Source organism: Paenibacillus sp. FSL H8-0260, from assembly GCF_045040625.1.
Taxonomy (GTDB): domain Bacteria; phylum Bacillota; class Bacilli; order Paenibacillales; family Paenibacillaceae; genus Paenibacillus_AQ; species Paenibacillus_AQ odorifer.
Genome location: NZ_CP150298.1, coordinates 3,968,642 through 3,986,470 on the forward strand (window position 1 = coordinate 3,968,642; position 17,829 = coordinate 3,986,470).

The window sequence follows — 17,829 nt, forward strand, 5'->3', positions numbered from 1 at the left end:
GATGGACATGACCTCTTTGCTTTTGCTTGGACTTGCAGCGCTCGGAGTTATCAGCAGCAATTCCCCTGTAACAATAGCAATGGTCGTCCTATTACTGCTAAGAGTACTTGGCTTACAGCAAACTTTTCCTTGGCTAGAAAAATACGGTTTAACCATCGGGATTATCATCCTGACCATCGGGGTCATGACCCCATTAGCCAGCGGCAAAATATCGCTGCAGACAGTCGGTCAATCCTTCTTGCACTGGAAGTCCTTGCTTGCTATCGCTATTGGCATTCTCGTCGCTTTTCTTGGAGGCCGCGGTGCTACGCTCATGACCAACCAACCCACAGTTGTTGCAGGTCTGCTGATTGGCACGGTGATTGGGGTTGCGTTATTTAAAGGCGTTCCGGTCGGACCGCTGATCGCAGCCGGCATTTTATCACTTATGATCGGCAAAATGTAATAGAACAGCACAAAAAAGACCGCTTTTGGCGGTCTTTTTGATTGTGCCTTTTATAGAAGCCACTACATCACTATTCCTCCACCTGAGAAATGGACTGCGGAATTTGCTGCACCGCTCTTTTTTCAACGACTAATAAATCTTCAACGCCATACTCTGTCTTAATTTTCTGCAACTGCTTCAAAGCCTCTTCTTCTGTATTAAAATATCCTGCTTCCACGAGATATAAGCCTTTCTCATCCTTTAACATCCGCACATCCTCTAACCCATATAACATTTCTTCAGCCATACCCAGCGCCTCACCAGAAGGCTGTGAGACCGTTCTTAACGAATATACAGAGCCCTCTGTTGCTTCGTCTCCTTTCTCTTTTAACGTAATCACTACCTGTGCTGGCTCTTTATATTCCTTTACCTCATAAGCAACCGAGTCCGTAAGCGTGACATTGAACCGAATAGCCGAATCATCTAGTGTAATTAGTGGATAAGCATCCTGAACATATCGGCTTTGCTTTAATGTCTCCAGATCTTTGACTGCTGAGAATTTTCTGGCCCCACTTACTGTAATCGTCATTGTTGCCGGATTTTCCGTAAACTTTACGTTATATGAGCTTGCTAACTGTTGTGTTTCATCTGGATTTGCAAAATTCAAAATCAATTGATCACTATTCTTCAGTTGTTTGACCGAAATAAAATTCACATCTACTCCATCCTGAATGGTTCCACCGCCTGCACTTCCTTCCGTAAATTGCAGAACACTGACCAGCTTACCTAGAACCGGTATTTGATCCATACTACTCGCAAAAGCAGGAACCGTATTTACACCCACCGTAAAAGAAATCAATACAGCAGCAGCTACTGATCCTGTCCATTTCAAGGCCCGTTTTGAAGAACTATTTTTCTGTTTATAGATTTTTCCTCTTTCAATTCCTTTACGAGAAGCGAATGATAGTTCTTTAGGAATTTCAATCTCATTATAGGCTTGCTGTAGACGTTCTAGTTGCTTATCCAAAGTACTCACTCTCCTCCATACTTATTTTTAATTTTTCCAAACCTCTATAAATAACGGTTTTGACACTGCTCAGGGGCATATCGAGAACCTCTGCAATTTCCTTTATGGGCAAGTCCTCCAAATATCTCATCACAATCACCATTCTTGATTTTTCATCAAGGCCGCTGAGCGCTTCATGCAAGTCCATAACTTCTTCCCTAGATTTCGGAGCATAGCTGCCTCCCAGCTCTTGATCTATATACACGATTTTTTTAGATTTACGGATAAAGTCCAGCGCACAGTTGACAGCGATCTTGGTGAGCCAAGTTTTAAAATATTGCGGTTGCTTCAATTTATGAATGGAGATATAGGCTTTGAAGACGGTCTCCTGCACAATCTCCAGCGCATCCTCTTGATTCCGCACATAGGAGTAGGCCATTCGGTATAAACGCTCCTGCATGCCGTCAATAAGCGCAGTAAAGCTGTCTTCATCACCTGCTATCGCCTTTTCCTCAAGCGTGGTTTTATTCACGTTCCTCACTTCCTTTCATGATGTTTATAAGCTTTAGACGCACATGATCTCCGAAAAGACTCAGATTCCGTTTAGAATTTTTGCCATAGTATAAGTTACTGTGTGCCGCCACCCTGATTGGAATTCAAAAAAAGTGGCCTTCTCTTTCGAGAGGACCACTAAGGTGTTCAAGTATTTTTCCAAAAAAATATTAAGCGTCTAAATGCTGTACGTTAAATAATCGCGCATAACTACCCTCTATCGCCATCAGCTGTTCATGCGTACCCCGTTCAGTAATTTCACCATTCTCAAGTACGACAATCTGATCCGCATGTGTAATCGTTGACAGTCTATGCGCTACAATTAGTGTAGTACGTTCCGAAGAAAGAGACTGCAGCGCTTGTTGAATTAAATGCTCCGATTCCAGATCCAGCGCCGAAGTAGCTTCGTCTAATATAAGAACCTTCGGATCCTTGAGAAATACCCTTGCGATAGCAACCCGCTGCTTCTGTCCTCCGGATAGCTTAACACCACGTTCTCCCACTTCTGTCTCATAACCCAGTGGCAGCTGCTCAATAAAATCATGCGCATTGGCAGCTTTTGCTGCTGAAATGACCTCTTCTTCCGTGGCATTAGGATTACCGAACAAAATATTCTCACGCACAGATCCGCTGAATAAGAAATTATCTTGCAAGACCATGCCGACAGACCTTCGCAAGCTTTCCTGTGTTAATTCCTGTATATCATAACCATCCATTTGGAGGCTGCCTTTACTGATGTCATAGAATCTCGGGATCAAGCTTATAAGGGAGGACTTTCCTCCACCGCTCATTCCTACGAACGCAATGGTCTGTCCGGGCTGAATACTCAGATTAATATCTTTTAAGACCCAATCATTCTCTTCGTTATATTTAAACCATACATTCTGAAAAGCAATCTCACCACGTGCATCCTTTAGCACTTTTGCTCCCGGCTTGTCTACAATATCATAAGGCTCATTCAGCAGCTCAAGCACCCGTTCAAGAGAAGCAGAGGCTTGCGTAAGCACCGTCGAGGAATTAATCAATCTCCGCAGCGGGGAATACATCCGGTCCAGATAGCCAAAGAAAGCTACAAAGGTACCTACTGTCAAATTGCCATGAATGACCTGATAACCACCATATCCGATGACCAAAAGAGGTGCTATATCCGTTAATGTATTAATAATTGCGAAGGTCATAGCATTCCAGCGGGTTTGCGCCATCGCTTTTTTAAGAAAGTTACCGTTGATGTCCTCAAACTGCTTCTGATCCACTTTTTCCATCGTAAAGCTGCGGATGATTGATATCCCTTGAATCCGTTCATGGAGATAACCTTGAATGCCAGCCAGAGCTTGGGAACGATCTTTCGTTAACAGCTTAAGCCGCTTATACAATTTGTTAACTGCTATTGCGTAAAAAGGTAATACCGAGATAGACACGAGCGCCAGCACCGGATTTAAATAAAACATAAATCCCAAAGCAAAAACTAGTGTAAACGTGTCGAGCCATACATTCATCATGCCGACTTCGACCAAATTTTTGGTCTGCTCAACATCGTTAATAAATCTGGAGATGGCTTCTCCCACCTTGGTATTCTGATAATACCGCAGTGACAGCCGCTGTAAATGACTGTAAAGCTTATTTCGCATATCGAACAACACTTTACTTGTGATAAGCTGAGCAAAGTATTGGCGATAATACTCTACGGGCCCTCTTACGATAACAAATAAAATTAAGGCACCACCCAAAATAAGCATCAAATGTGATACCCGTTCCTCAATCCCCATGCTCGGGTTCATTAGGAGGTCATCGACCACGTATTTCAGAATCATTGGCAGTGTTAGCGGAATACTGAATTTGATCATGCCGATAAACAGCGTAAACACAATCAATTTCATATAAGGTCGTACAAAAGTAAAATATGATTTCCATTGCTTCACAGGAATATTCTGTCCCTTCTCTTTAGTGAGTTGCTAAGTACAGTTGACTTTTGCTCTCTACAGTGTTTTTATAATTTTAGATCATAAGTACAATTGCAGTACCGAACTTCAGGAGGATAACGATGTCTAGACAATTTGTGACGGAAGCCGTCATGATGGCGATTTACGGCCAGCTTCTCGTATCGAGCAGCCCTGTAGAATATATAGTGCCTTATACTACCGTGATGGAACTATACGAACTGCGCGACAGCGATGATCCGTTGATGAACCGTCCGGACGACGACAAGCATGTTAAGTTGAAGATAAGTGAGCTCATTGCTTATTTTGAAGAACCGCTCAACGCGAAGAAGATCAACCGCTGTTTAGCTGTGCCTTGGGCGAAAAGCTCAGGTATTCTCCTTGGCGGGCAATCCAAAATCACCATCATTAACAGTATGGATACCGCTGCCTACGGTGAGATCTTCGATCCCATCGAAACAGAGCTTCTGCTGTCCTCACAACGTGAGAAAGTACCTATCCTAACGGATCAATTTGAATTGATTCAACGGATCATCGAGGGTGGAGTTCCAGTTCAGGTGTACGATATTGACGACTTCGACTTCGCTCTGGAGGAAGAAACCTCTCGCAATTTGCACTGATAACACCTATGTATCTCCAACTGGAATACCCTCATTTTAAAGACACCATTTGAAAAGCCCCTGCCTTTTGGCAAGGGCTTTTCCTGATTAAAATAAACAATCATTAAGACAACTATACCTGCACTTCGCCGGATACCGGCTTTGGTTCGTACTTATATTCAATGTCATCCTCTGACTCAGAGTATACGATAGATAGGTCATAACCTTCCATATACCACAAGTCCTGCTCCTCCATGTAGAACACAATATCATCCTGTTTGACCTGAATAGCTGGACGCCCAGGTGCTTCTGTAGCAATGCCCAGCGAAAAACCGGGGTGAAGTCCACCTCCCGAGCTATAACGGGGAAATAAACGAATATAGTCTCCATTCTTAAGGTCCAATTCTCTCTTAAACCAAGCTGCCGCTGCTTGACTAATTTCCATGTTCATTTCTCTCAGCTCCTTTGTATATTCTAATCATAACGAAAATAAGTCGATATTCAAACAACTTTATGCAATTAATGATTTCCCATTCCATTTAAAATTAAGTTTGACAAATTCGCGAACCGGATGATAAACTCTGAACATAACTAAACGTCTTCTAGTTATTACCAAATTAATGAAAGGGGTGAGCGCGGTGTTTACGAAGTTACAGCCATATTATTTTACTATTGTTGGAATTTTTACTCAACCGAATACCGAAGCAGCCCAAGTGATTAAGCCATCCTGAAGTTTTTGCGAGTCTTATGGACCGTATAACTTTAGTTCTTGAAGGTCTCTCACATGCTTGGTGCTGTAACGCACCGTGCGCATGATAGCTGTAAATTACAGGCATATCGTCCGTTTTCGGATGATATGCCTTTTTTGTTTGCTGAAGAGATAATCACTTGCGCTTTTATCAGCATCACAAGCAATCATTACAACCTGAAAGGAAGGGATTTACTTGTTCTCTGTTCTTCGCGATCTCGGCTGGTTTTTTCGCCGAGAAAAAAGGCGTTACCTGATTGGACTCATATTACTCATAGGTGTGGGCGTTCTTGAATTACTCCCTCCACGTCTGCTAGGCAATGCCATTGACGACATAGTACGCGGTTCGATTACTACAGCTTCGCTTGCCAAATATATCGGCATGATCTTCATTTTGCTGCTAGTTATTTATTGGATTACCTACATATGGATGCACAAACTTTTCGGAGGTTCCAACCTTGTTGAGCGCCTGCTGCGCTCCCGATTTATGAATCATCTTATGACTATGACACCTTCGTTCTTCGAAAAAAATAGAACTGGTGACCTCATGGCCCGGGCAACCAATGATATCAGAGCCGTCTCAGCTACCGTAGGATTCGGGATGCTTACACTGGTGGATTCTACAATCTACCTTACGGTTGTGCTGTTTGCGATGGGCTTTCTCGTAAGTTGGAAGCTGACCCTTGCAGCAGTATTACCATTACCCCTAATTGCAATAGCTATGATTTTTTATGGTAAAGCTATTCATGATCGGTACAGCTTAGCGCAGGATGCGTTCGGAGATATGAATGACCAAGTGCTCGAATCTGTCTCTGGTGTGCGCGTAATCCGTGCTTATGTCCAAGAGCGTCTTGATGAAAAACGTTTCTCGGATATTACTGAAGATGTTTACAACAAAAATATGGCCGTAGCTCGTGTCGATGCTTTCTTCGAACCAACCATCCGCTTCTGTGTCGGACTCAGCTACATTATTGGTCTTACTTATGGGATTTACCTTGTATTCCGCAATCAGATCACACTGGGTGATCTAGTCTCCTTTAATATGTACCTCGGTATGATTGTATGGCCGATGTTCGCTATTGGAGAATTGATCAACATTATGCAGCGTGGTGGAGCTTCCCTCGAACGTATCGACGAGACGTTAAACTCCAAACCCGATGTTCAAAATGCTGCCCATCCCGTACAAGTTCCCCACCCTACTCGAATCGAGCTTAACGATGTGACTTTCCGTTATCCTTCTTCGACGATAGACAATCTAACCCATGTAAACTTAACCCTGAACCAAGGGCAGACATTAGGTGTAGTCGGGCGTACAGGAAGCGGGAAATCAACACTGCTCAAACAATTGCTCCGCGAATATCCGACAGGTAATGGAGAAATCCTTATCTCTGGTGTGCCTATTCAACAGATTTCCCTGGATCAGCTGCATAGCTGGATGGGTTATGTTCCACAAGAGCAAATCCTTTTCTCCAAATCCGTTCGGCAAAACATTCAGTTTGGTCTAGACAACGCCGATGACGATACGATTATGCAAGCCATTACAGCTGCCGCTTTCCAGAACGACCTGGGCACATTGTCCGATGGTCTGGATACTCTGGTGGGTGAACGTGGTGTTTCCCTCTCCGGTGGACAAAAGCAACGTGTCTCTCTGTCCAGAGCTTTTATCGCTAATCCAGATATCCTTATTCTGGACGATGCCTTATCAGCCGTTGACGCTCGTACTGAAGCTCAGATTATCGACAATATCCGGAATGAACGTGCCGGAAAAACCACATTAATCTCTACTCACCGTCTCTCTGCCGTCCAACATGCCGACATGATTGTTGTACTGGATAACGGACAAATTGTTGAGCGAGGTACACATCAGGAACTATTGGATTTGAATGGCTGGTACCGTGAGCAATATGATCGGCAGCAAGTCGAAAATAACTTGTCAAATGATTAAACTACAACCATAAATAAACGAGCTACGACTACGCAAAACATTTTAGGAGGTGTCACGGTTGACACAAAGTACAGGCAAACGCCTGCTGGAATATGCATTGACCGCAAAGAAAACCTTTATCGCAGCCCTTCTGCTGCTTTCAATCGGGGTAGCGGCAGAGCTGGCAGGTCCATTTATAGCCAAAAGCATGATCGACAATCACATGCTGGCCATCGAGAAGCCCTATTTCAGCACCACGTCTCCCGATAAGGCGGCTGAATATAACAATAGTTTATACAAACGCGGCGATCGCTTTGAGCCCGGTGAAACTAAAGGCCAAGAAATTCGTGTTCTTCAAGCAGGGAGAAGTTTCTATTTTATTAACGAAGCTGTAACACAGCCTGACGGTGAACGAAAGTTCATCGATGGAGAGATGCATATCACCCGTGGTGATAACGAAGTTATCTATCCCGCGGTTAAGCTCTCGGCAGATGAGCTGTTCGCTTTTTACAAACCCGAGCTTCCTGGGATCTATCAGTTGGTCGGAATGTATGCTATTTTTCTTGTAATCTCCATCTTTGCTGAATTCGGAAAAACCTACTGGCTGCAATCTTCGGCGAATCAGGTAATCCGGAAGCTGCGGACAGATGTATACGCGCATATCCAGCGACTACCCGTTCATTTTTTTGACAATTTGCCTGCTGGTAAGGTAGTGTCGCGGGTTACAAATGATACCGAGGCGATTAAGGATCTATTCATTGCGGTCCTCTCCAATTTCAGCACCGGTATTATCAATATAACTGGCGTGTATATCGCTCTGTTCTTACTTGATGTCCGTCTGGGTCTGATCAGCTTGTTCATTGTACCTATTCTTGTGCTGTGGATCGTGCTCTATCGCAAAATTGCGACCAAATACAATACGATCATTCGCTCACGTCTAAGTGAAATTAACGCCATTATTAATGAATCGATTCAGGGGATGTCAATCGTCCGGATATTCCGCCGTCAGAAGCAGCTTAGTGCAGAATTTGAGAACCTGAACGATGATTACTTGAAATATCAGAATAAAATGTTAAATCTGAATGCTTTCACGTCCCACAATCTGGTGAACTCACTACGCAGTCTCTCTTTTGTGATGGTGCTTTGGTATTTCGGACATGGCAGTATTACTGGTTCAACCTTTGTATCCTTAGGCGTTCTGTATGCCTTTGTCGATGTGCTCGGACGTTTGTTCCAGCCTATCACAGGTATGGTGAACCAGTTGGCGAACCTGGATACTTCTATGGTATCTGCGGGACGTGTGTTTACGCTTATGGATGAACCTGGAGAGAATGTTACGGACGGCTCCATGCCACGCTACAAAGGGAAAGTGGAATTTAAGAATGTATCTTTTGCTTATAAAAAAGACTACGTCCTGCGCGATATCTCCTTTGAAGCACGCCCGGGTGAAACTGTCGCTCTTGTAGGTCATACGGGTTCCGGCAAAAGCTCAATCATCAATCTGCTGTTCCGGTTCTATGATCCACAAAAAGGCGATATTACGATTGACGGTCAAAAGGTTACGGATATTCCGAAGCAGTGGCTGCGGAATCACATGGGCATCGTGCTGCAGGACCCGTACCTCTTCACGGGCACCATTGCTTCGAACGTCAGCCTAGGGGATGAACGAATTTCCCGTGAACGGGTAGAACGTGCTTTGCGTGAGGTTGGTGCGGATAAGTTACTCGCTCATCTTCCACAAGGATTTGATGAACCTGTCATCGAAAAAGGAAGTACTTTATCTGCGGGTCAGCGGCAATTGATTTCTTTTGCGAGAGCTCTCTCCTTTGACCCAGCTATTCTCATTCTAGATGAAGCTACCTCCAACATCGATACAGAAACGGAAAGCGTCATTCAGGATGCGCTGGAAGTTCTCAAAAAAGGACGCACCACTTTCATCATCGCTCACCGCTTATCCACGATTCGCAGTGCAGATCAGATTCTAGTCCTGCATCACGGAGAGATCGTAGAACGCGGCAGCCACGATGAACTGATGGCGCTTGGCGGAAGATACTTCCGTATGTACCAGCTGCAAGTAGGTGCTGCTGCTAACAGCTCTGGCGATAACGCTGGCGCAAGCAACCGTCCAGCACTCGGAAACTTGCAACCCTCTCTTGAGAAAATGTAATTTACAACCCTGAGTCACTTCATTGTGATTCAGGGTTTTTTCCTGCTTGATCTTAGAACAGATGTTCTGTATTATGGAAATTAATACATAACCTTGGAGGAGCAAACGATGCTTACTTATAATTTGACTAAGAAACAAGCCAGGCTTTTTCTGCTATCTCATCAAAAGTTAACTGCTGGAGCTATCCCTTCTGGAAAACTTAGTATTTATGACTATGTTCGTCACGTAGGCTGCATCCAATATGACCCCCTTAATATCGCTGGCCATAATCATGAGCTGGTCCTCCAGGCACGGATTCCGGGATTTACGCCAGAACTGGTCCAAGAGCTTCTGTATAAAGACAGGTTGCTCGTTGATGGCTGGGACAAGAACATGTCAATTTATTGTACAGAGGATTGGCCTTATTTTAAGCGGAGAAGAACAGCTGCTGCCTCCCACCATCAGGCTAATGAACCTGTAATGGTCGCTGTAGCACAGGTTCGTGAAGAGCTTCAGAAGCGTGGTCCTCTCTCCTCTCTGGATTTAGACGGAAAGGAAAAAGTAGATTGGGCTTGGGCTCCGACAAGATTATCACGAGCTGCAATGGAAAGCATGTACTTTTGGGGAGAGATTGTTGTCCACCATCGTGTACATACCCGGCGATATTATGATTTCGCTGAACGTTTGTTACCCTCAGAGCTGCTGAGTTCAGCCGATCCAAATGTCACGGAAGAACAATTTCATGATTGGTATGTGTTACGTAGAATAGGAAGTATCGGCTTGTTATGGAATAAATCTGGAGACGGATGGCTGGGCATATCCGGACTGAAGAGCAAAGAGCGTGCGGCGGCGATTCAGAGATTGCTAGAGAAGGATAGTCTCAGAAAAGTTTGGGTCGAGGGGATTAAGGTTCCGCTTTATATCCGCAGTATAGATGCTCCAACCTTGGAGTCTGTGATGCTGCAAGAATCCGAAGAGACTGGGCTTCAACCACGTGATTCATTTGCGGCTGTTTTGGCTCCGCTGGATAATTTGTTGTGGGAACGTGAGCTGGTTCGGCAATTATTCGGATTTCATTACCGCTGGGAGGTCTATAAGCCGGCAATAGAACGAGAATATGGTTACTATGTACTGCCTATATTATATAATGATCGTTTTGTTGGCAGATTTGAACCGGTGATGGATAAGAAGAGTCAAACATTGAATATTAACAATTGGTGGTGGGAACCTGGAGAAAGCCTAACACCGGAGATGATTCCGGCATTAGGCGAAGCTTTAACTGCACTCTCTCGCTGTGTTAGAGCTTCTTCGGTTCATTTTAGACCAGAGGTTGTAACAGCTTGCGGATTAGAAGGATTATTACAATAAGTTTTCCTCCTCTAATCCAAGTTTCGTGAACATTTCTGTGCAGTAGCCTTGCAGTTTAACTTCAAGTCTACTTGCTTTATTTTTAAAACGTTTCAGCTCCCGAATCATTTTAGCCCTTCCGGCAGGCGTAAAGGTTTCCTGTATACGCTCTTTAAAGTAATCATGAACGATGTAATTACGTTGTTTCCACACTTCCTCCAACTGAGCGGTTTCTTGCTCCGAGAAAGGAAAATGATGTTGGATTTCTTTGATGAGTTGGCCGAGTGAATTGCTGAGTTTTCGCTGATAAAGGTCTGTCAGATCTGCTTCTGTTGGCGTTTTTCCTTGTGATAGCTTAGTAAGCAATAGCAAGTTGGTAAGCTGCTGCTCGAGGGCCTGTCCATAATAAACTGCCAGTCCAAAATAGGCGAATAACTCTTTTGATTGTTCACTCTCAGGTACATATGTATCCTTCATCTTTTCCCCCACTTCTGTATCCTTGTTCCTTTTATCTATACAAGTTATGTTTTGTTGTAATCCCTCTGTCTTGATCTGTACAAATAAAAACCGATAAGCAGTGTTATATATACTAATGCTTGTGCAAAGGAACCTAACAACTCCGCTAATGACAATGTATCAGCTTTCATCATGGCCTCCATTACAGGAGTTACTGGCGGCAACAACCAGATCAAAAAATGAAATATACCAGGCAAACTTTCGCTGATTTGTGCTCCGCCCAGTGATAGTATAACGATAGCTAACAACATACCTGTCGCATGACTGCCTTTTTGAACCCAAGAAGATTGAAAGAATAGGGCAATAGCCACACCAAGCATACCCAATAATCCATGTCCTATGAGCGCGAGAATTAACCGATATCCCCCGGGTGATTCTGCAAAATGACCCGTTACCCAAGGATAAAGGACAATCAATAGATCTAGCAGCAGCGTTAGAAATGCAAGCGTTAAGATACCACCTGCACTATGTTTAGCCGCACTTCGCATGTGAACAACTGCAATCTGCCGATGAACAGCGTGCTCATGATTCAAAAAACTAAGACTCATCCAAGCGCAGCTTATAAAGAGCATTACTGCTGTAGCGGCATAGCTATTCATAACTGGATTGGGCTTATAAGAATACAATATCAAGACTGCAATCACAATCCCTGCTAACGGGCCGAAATAACGCTGAGATCGAGTATAACTTCGCAGCATGTAAACGATAAACGGATACACGTAAGACCCCCTGTTCAACTCCTAGGATTCATCCATTTTTCTAAGTCATGCGATCCTCCGCGAGGTTCTACCGATTGTATTGAACCACCCGACTCCAAGATAACCCGCAAAAAAGTATCTGATTCTGAACTTGTTACTGTCAACGCCGTACGTTCTATGTTACAACTATCCTTAAAAGTATTTATTGAAATGAAACCTGCCATTTCCTTCAATTGCTGCAGTTTCTGAATCGACAGATTAGACAATAGTATGTATGTAGAGGGTTTTATGTTTAGCTTCTCTGACCCCTGAATTGACTTTACAATTTTCCCTTCATGTATCACATGAACCTGATCCGCAAGCAATTCAATCCATTGGGGTTCATGTACAGAGAAGACTATAGCAGTCCCCTTATTTCTCAAAACGATGAGAAGATCAGCTAACTTATTCATTGAGGGGAGATCAAGGCCCGACATAGGTTCATCAAGAAGCAGCAACGAGGGACTTCCCAACAAGCTTTGAATCAAATTAATTTTTTGCAGCATTCCTTTGGAGAAATTTAGCATCGACTGCTTGCGAAAGTGCTCCAGTTTAAAAAGTTGAAATAACGTTGTTAGCTCCTGTTCGATCCGGACTGGCGCAAGGCCGCTAATCTGACCCATACTTCGCAAGTACTGTTCTGGGGTCAGCTTCAACCCTGGAAACATCTCAGGTGCATAACCAATTCTCAGATTTGGATCCTTACAACTCAGCTTTCCTGAGGAAATGTGGACAAGTCCAGCTAAGATTGACAACAGGGTACTTTTGCCGGATCCGTTTCGTCCGATCAGAGCTGTTACAGTTCCCTTTTCAATAGTGAACGATACATCCTCCAATACGGGTCGGCGTCCATACTGTTTACTGATCTGCTCTAATTCAATTAGGGAAGTAGCAACACCTATACTACCGCCGGCAAAGTTACGATCTACTAAGTTCGCCACTTAACATTCTCCCTTCATATCTACTGTTAATTCTCCGGTTCCCTACGAATTTCCTCTTCTAGGAATCAAAAAAAAGAAAGAACTGCCATAGCAGCCCTTTCTAAAATTTACTTTCAATCCAGTATTTCTCCTCTTTTTTTGTTTATTTTATATTCTGAAATAAAATCTCATCGGCTTGAAGGCGGAACTGTTCGGCAGCTTTTTCAGGAGTGATTTTGCTGAACATAAGCAGATCATATAATTGACGTAATACGCTAGTTACTTCTGAAGCACCCACCGGATCCGGTGGATCCATCGGACTGCTATTCTGCTCCACCCAGTCAATATATTCAAAAACCTGTGCAAGCTCTGGCTCTAGAAATGGCTTCATCTGCTCTTTAATAGCTGAGGACACCGGGACGCCACGTTCTCCCTTAAGCACTTTATTAGCTTCCAGATTATTGACAAAGAAATTAATGAATTTTGCTGCTTCCTCCTTTTGCTTAGAGCTTTTTGAAATCGAAAAAAACATCCCTGGTTTCAAGAATAAGCCGCGATCATTGTGCGGGCCTGGCATGGTGGCTAAAGCCAGCGGTTTTCCGTAACGCTGAACAGTGCTAATAAACTGATTAGAATATCCCCAACCCAGCAATGCTTCCCCTTTGTAAAAAGGATCTTGATCCGGTTTGTTAACATCTAACGTCCAGATATCAGGTTCGAAAATCAGTTTTTCCTGCATCAGACGCTGCATACGTCCGAAATACTCTACAAACAAGCGATCATCGCTATAGCCAAGGGTTATTCCATCTTCCGAGAACAATGACGCTCCATTCTGCCGTAAATAATAAGCAAAAAACTGTTCTGGCGTCAGATAAGTTCCCAGATAAATTCCTTTCCCCTGTTCCTTTAAAGTAACGCCGATCTGCTCAAAATCCTCCCAGCTCCAATCCGTCCCTGGAGGCTCAATTCCCTGCTCCTTAAAAACTTCTGGATCATACACACTGTACAAAGCATTAATCCCTAGATTAAAACCATATAGCTGCTCGCCTAGTTTACCTCCGGCAAGATTGTTGTCGCTGATGCTGCTCGTATCTATAAGTCCGCTCTTAATATAAGGTGACAAGTCTTGCAATAAATTCAAAGTTCCATATTGCGAAAGGTAAGAGATATCCATTTGGATAATGTCTGGAAGAACATTGCCTGCTGCACTAGGTGCAAGCTTTTTCCAATACTCATTAAAGGCGCTGTAATCATATTCAATTTTCACCAGAGGATTCTGTTGTTCATACATTTGGATAACCTGAATTGTAGCGTTATTCCGGAAGTCACTTCCCCACCAGGCAATCCGGAGGTTAATTTTTTCTACTGCATTCTCTGGTGGAAGGTCCGTTTGTTGCCCGCAGCTACCGAGAGTTGTAATCATGCATAGCAGTGCCAAGCTAAGTATGAATCTGCGCATCACCTACACCTCCTGCGGGAACGGCAAAAGAACACTGACTTTTGTTCCAAACCCAACCGTACTCTCAACATAAATGCCATATTCCTCACCGAAGGCAAGTCTGACCCGGTCACGGATGTTAAGCAAGCCAATACCTGTGCCTCTAGTCTCTACTTCCCCATTTAGTAATCGTTTGAGGAAATCCGCTTCCATTCCGGGGCCACGATCCTCAACTACAATCGCTAGCTTGCCATCAAATGGTTCAGCATATAATAGAATTTGACAAGGTTCAATCATCGTCTCAACACCATATTGAATAGCATTCTCCAACAGCGGTTGCAGGGTTAGCTTTGGAATAGAGACAGTATTGAAGACCTCTGGAATCTCCATATGAAAATCCAAACGTTTCTGAAACCGATAATTCTGAATAGTGATATAATGCTTCACGATTTCTAGCTCTTGCGCGACTGTGATTACATTTTGTTTCAAGCTGATCGATGACCGAAGAAGAAAAGCAAGCGAGACAACCATGCTCGAAATCTGTGCATGTTCACTTTTTTTAGCTAACCAGTGGATAGAATCCAGTGAGTTATAGAGGAAATGAGGATTAATCTGCGCTTGCAAAGCCTTAAATTCTGTCTCTTTTATAATCAGCTGGTTGGCATAGTTCTCTTTGATCAATGTGTTAATCTGTGTTATCATCTGACGAAATGTCCGTTGTAATAACCCCACCTCATCCATTTGCTGAAGTGGAGGAGCCATCAGCTTAGTATCCATACTGTCCAGATCTCCATATTGAACCTCTTTCATTTGACTGATCAGCGAGCGAATCGGTTGTGTCAGATTACGGGCAAAGCTCATCCCTAGCGCAATTATAATCACAATCGCAATTCCAAATATAATGATCATTGTATTCTTCAGCCAAATGGTTTTTTCAAAAATATCATTATAAGAAACATAGTTGTAGTAAGTCCATCCAGAGTAGGAAGATTGCTTCTGTGATACAAAGGCAACTTCTCCATTCATCTCTTTGATTTCGTATCCAGCCCCTGATTTTAAAGGCTGTAAAACCGCTGTTACACCGTCCGCTACTTTCCGATAAGGATAAACCAGTTCCTGACCTGCTTTCAAAATAATATCGCTGTCTTCTGCGGCCACACCAGCGTAATCTTGGGCTAACCTCCCTATATTAATGCGTAAATAGAGCGTGCCCAGCTTATCTAGCGTCATTGGATCATAAGCTCTCACTTCTCGGACCATGACCAGCATCGGATCTGAATCGTCAGGATACAACCAACGTACAACACCATTCCCCGCTTCTGCCTCTCGGGTCATTCGTGCCGATTTCTCCTCTGTGAACAGAATCGTCTCTCCGTATCTGCTGACCTTCCCTTGGGAATCGATCAAATGTACAGACTGAATGTAACGTTCGTCCATACTGATATGCGTCCATAACCGATCAGCAATCATCTGCCGTGTAACATATCCAGTAAAATCGGAATCATCTTTGCGCAATTCCTTAAGGCCTTCTTGAATTTGCCGATCAGCAATCATCGTCAAAGTCATGGATTCCAGCTTTTTAAGCTCCATATCAATCGTAGTCGAAGACAAATTAAGCAGCCGATACGACTTGTCATAAAGCTGCTTGTCATAAATAGAGTAGGCATAATATAAAGAACCGAACGCCATGGATATAATCAGAATCAGTATCAGAACAATCATCAGGAACACCTTCATTTTAATACTCAAATTCCGATAAACTTTCATCCGGGCTCTCCTTTGTCACTGTAATATAACTTGTATACCACATTATGGATAACCCGGATAGTCTTCTTAATCCGCTTATTTAGCCATGTAACGGTCATATGCAGCCTGATGGATTTTTATAGCTTCTTCAATGCCCATTCCTTTGATCGTATCCACCATTTTTTCAAATTCTGAGATTGGTTTCTGGCCATTAATGATTGCTGTCATCGTTTCATTCAGATACGTGTTGACCTGACTCATAATGGAAGTGCTTTTGCTGGCTTCGTCAACGCTCAAACGAAACGGAGGAAGCGTCAAATCAGAGCTAGCCTTCATCCAAGAAGCATTAGCCTCTCGTTGCCCCTCATCGAACAATAAAGCATCCAAATAACGGCTATCCTGATTGATGGGTCCATCCATAATCGAAAGCGCATATGAGGCTAACGCCTGATCGTAAGTCAAACCTTTAGGATTGTTGGTAATGACATCTGTGAATTTTATTCCTTCTCCTTCCTTCACATAGCTCTCACCTTCAATTCCGAAGTTGAACAATTCATGTCCTTGCGGGCTGTAATTGAAATCCATCCATTGGACAATATCCTTCAGTTTCTCCTTATCCGCTCCGGTAGTGATTGCTTCACCATACGTCAATACTTTATTGTTCATATTAAAAGTAGCATAAGCTGTTCCGTTAGGAGAAACCGGCCAAGGTACACCTGTAAGATTAAAGTTCGGATCGGTATCGCGCATCAGGTTGAAGAATTTGCCCATGCCGCTAAAGACACCACCGCCATAAGAACCGGCTAAATTATTCGTCACTTTATAATCAAAGGCTTTGCCATCATTGGTCATAATTTCCGGATCAATAAGCCCTTCCTTATACCATGTGGCCATCGTTTCCAAGAAGCTTGAATAACCTGGCTGAATCGGCCCGTATTCGACCTTATCCCCATTCATCTGAAAACCGCCGATTACCCCAAACCCTGGTGAGAAATCGTGCAGCTTCGTCAGGTCACCAGGACCCCAGTTTCCAGTGAACGCCAGCTCATCGGCCTTCCCGTTGCCATTAGGATCTTTTTCTTTAAACGCTTTCAACACAGTATGCCATTCCTCAATGGTGGTCGGCGGCTTCAGTCCCAGCTTATCGAGCCAATCCTTGCGCATTATCAACCCTGAAGTGGCATTCAGCTTCAGCGCATCCAGCTTCAAAAGAGGGAACATATAGATCGTTCCATCATCCAGTGTGATTTGTTTTTTTACATCCGGGTCGGATTCAATGATTTTGCGAAGATTCGGTGCATATTGTTCTATCAGCTCATTTAAACGGATAATTCGGCCATCCTCAATTAATTTCTCCGGCCCACCAACCGCATCCGCCCAATTATAATAAATGATATCTGGAAGCTCTTTCGTAGAAATCAACAGGTTGAACTGATCCTTCTGCTGTCCAAGTGGTGGGTGCGTAAACTTCACTTTGATGCCAGTCAACTCTTCTTTCTTTTTATAGCTGGCCATATCACCAAAACTCTCCAAAGAAGCGGTAAGCTTACCGTCATTGGCACGCCAGTAATTAATCGTCATTCCGTCTTTTGTAATTGGCAGTGGAATTTCTGTCAGCTTCTCCACCGGCGTATTAGTTGCGGTAGTATTTCCCTTATGATCTCCCGCCTTATTACCCGCACTAGTTCCATCATTATTGCCTGAACAGCCAGCCAGCATTGTAGAAAGAAGGACGGAACTTAACATCATGGCCCCTATTTTTCTTTTCACCCAAAATCGCCTCCATAAA

General features: G+C 43.6%; 15 protein-coding genes. 5 read left to right on the top strand and 10 right to left on the bottom strand.

What is annotated here, in order from left to right:
- The first annotated feature begins 1 nt into the window (after position 1).
- Positions 2 to 445, top strand: a complete 444-nt coding sequence (locus MHI51_RS17710; RefSeq protein WP_076219219.1) for a DUF441 domain-containing protein — start codon at positions 2 to 4, stop codon at positions 443 to 445.
- A gap of 70 nt (positions 446 to 515) precedes the next feature.
- Here MHI51_RS17710 and MHI51_RS17715 read toward each other — a convergent pair whose 3' ends face one another.
- From MHI51_RS17715 to MHI51_RS17725, 3 genes are all read right to left on the bottom strand, one after another.
- Positions 516 to 1,451 (bottom strand): DUF4179 domain-containing protein, encoded by a 936-nt coding sequence (locus MHI51_RS17715; RefSeq protein ID WP_076277250.1) that lies wholly within the window; start codon positions 1,449 to 1,451, stop codon positions 516 to 518.
- Complete coding sequence (locus tag MHI51_RS17720; protein ID WP_076128340.1) at positions 1,444 to 1,962, bottom strand: sigma-70 family RNA polymerase sigma factor; 519 nt, start codon at positions 1,960 to 1,962, stop codon at positions 1,444 to 1,446. Before MHI51_RS17720 ends, MHI51_RS17715 begins: the two co-directional genes overlap by 8 nt.
- 190 nt (positions 1,963 to 2,152) lie before the next feature.
- Positions 2,153 to 3,901 (bottom strand): ABC transporter ATP-binding protein, encoded by a 1,749-nt coding sequence (locus MHI51_RS17725; protein WP_076213460.1) that lies wholly within the window; start codon positions 3,899 to 3,901, stop codon positions 2,153 to 2,155.
- Between the two features lie 122 nt (positions 3,902 to 4,023).
- On the opposite strand from MHI51_RS17725, the gene MHI51_RS17730 reads away from it, so the two are divergent.
- Positions 4,024 to 4,539: an ADP-heptose synthase gene (locus MHI51_RS17730; RefSeq protein ID WP_076194718.1), complete on the top strand. Its 516-nt coding sequence runs from the start codon at positions 4,024 to 4,026 to the stop codon at positions 4,537 to 4,539.
- 112 nt (positions 4,540 to 4,651) lie between these two features.
- On the opposite strand, the gene MHI51_RS17735 is transcribed toward MHI51_RS17730, so the two are convergent.
- Positions 4,652 to 4,969 (bottom strand): HesB/YadR/YfhF family protein, encoded by a 318-nt coding sequence (locus MHI51_RS17735; RefSeq protein WP_036688019.1) that lies wholly within the window; start codon positions 4,967 to 4,969, stop codon positions 4,652 to 4,654.
- Between the two features lie 493 nt (positions 4,970 to 5,462).
- Between MHI51_RS17735 and MHI51_RS17740 the strand changes: the two genes are divergently transcribed.
- From MHI51_RS17740 to MHI51_RS17750, 3 genes are all read left to right on the top strand, one after another.
- A complete protein-coding gene (locus MHI51_RS17740; protein ID WP_076184456.1) occupies positions 5,463 to 7,211 on the top strand; it encodes an ABC transporter ATP-binding protein in 1,749 nt (582 codons plus the stop codon).
- Positions 7,212 to 7,269: 58 nt separating this feature from the next.
- Positions 7,270 to 9,357 (top strand): ABC transporter ATP-binding protein, encoded by a 2,088-nt coding sequence (locus tag MHI51_RS17745; RefSeq protein WP_076219221.1) that lies wholly within the window; start codon positions 7,270 to 7,272, stop codon positions 9,355 to 9,357.
- Between the two features lie 108 nt (positions 9,358 to 9,465).
- Entirely contained in the window at positions 9,466 to 10,704 is a 1,239-nt protein-coding gene (locus tag MHI51_RS17750; protein WP_076219222.1) for a winged helix-turn-helix domain-containing protein, read from the top strand.
- Here MHI51_RS17750 and MHI51_RS17755 read toward each other — a convergent pair.
- From MHI51_RS17755 to MHI51_RS17780, 6 genes are all read right to left on the bottom strand, one after another.
- Positions 10,696 to 11,160, bottom strand: coding sequence for a hypothetical protein (locus MHI51_RS17755; protein ID WP_038571625.1), 465 nt, complete (start codon positions 11,158 to 11,160; stop codon positions 10,696 to 10,698). The genes MHI51_RS17750 and MHI51_RS17755 overlap by 9 nt on opposite strands.
- A 44-nt stretch (positions 11,161 to 11,204) precedes the next feature.
- Positions 11,205 to 11,918: a hypothetical protein gene (locus MHI51_RS17760; RefSeq protein WP_076128327.1), complete on the bottom strand. Its 714-nt coding sequence runs from the start codon at positions 11,916 to 11,918 to the stop codon at positions 11,205 to 11,207.
- A gap of 14 nt (positions 11,919 to 11,932) precedes the next feature.
- On the bottom strand, positions 11,933 to 12,877 hold the full coding sequence (locus tag MHI51_RS17765) for an ABC transporter ATP-binding protein (RefSeq protein ID WP_342409804.1): 945 nt from the start codon (positions 12,875 to 12,877) through the stop codon (positions 11,933 to 11,935).
- A 142-nt stretch (positions 12,878 to 13,019) separates the two neighbouring features.
- Positions 13,020 to 14,315, bottom strand: a complete 1,296-nt coding sequence (locus tag MHI51_RS17770; protein ID WP_405173130.1) for an ABC transporter substrate-binding protein — start codon at positions 14,313 to 14,315, stop codon at positions 13,020 to 13,022.
- 3 nt (positions 14,316 to 14,318) lie between these two features.
- Positions 14,319 to 16,061 carry a sensor histidine kinase gene (locus MHI51_RS17775; protein WP_405173131.1) on the bottom strand — a complete coding sequence of 581 codons (1,743 nt, stop codon included), beginning with the start codon at positions 16,059 to 16,061 and terminating at the stop codon, positions 14,319 to 14,321.
- Between the two features lie 75 nt (positions 16,062 to 16,136).
- A complete protein-coding gene (locus MHI51_RS17780; protein ID WP_076280035.1) occupies positions 16,137 to 17,810 on the bottom strand; it encodes an extracellular solute-binding protein in 1,674 nt (557 codons plus the stop codon).
- Positions 17,811 to 17,829: the final 19 nt, after the last annotated feature.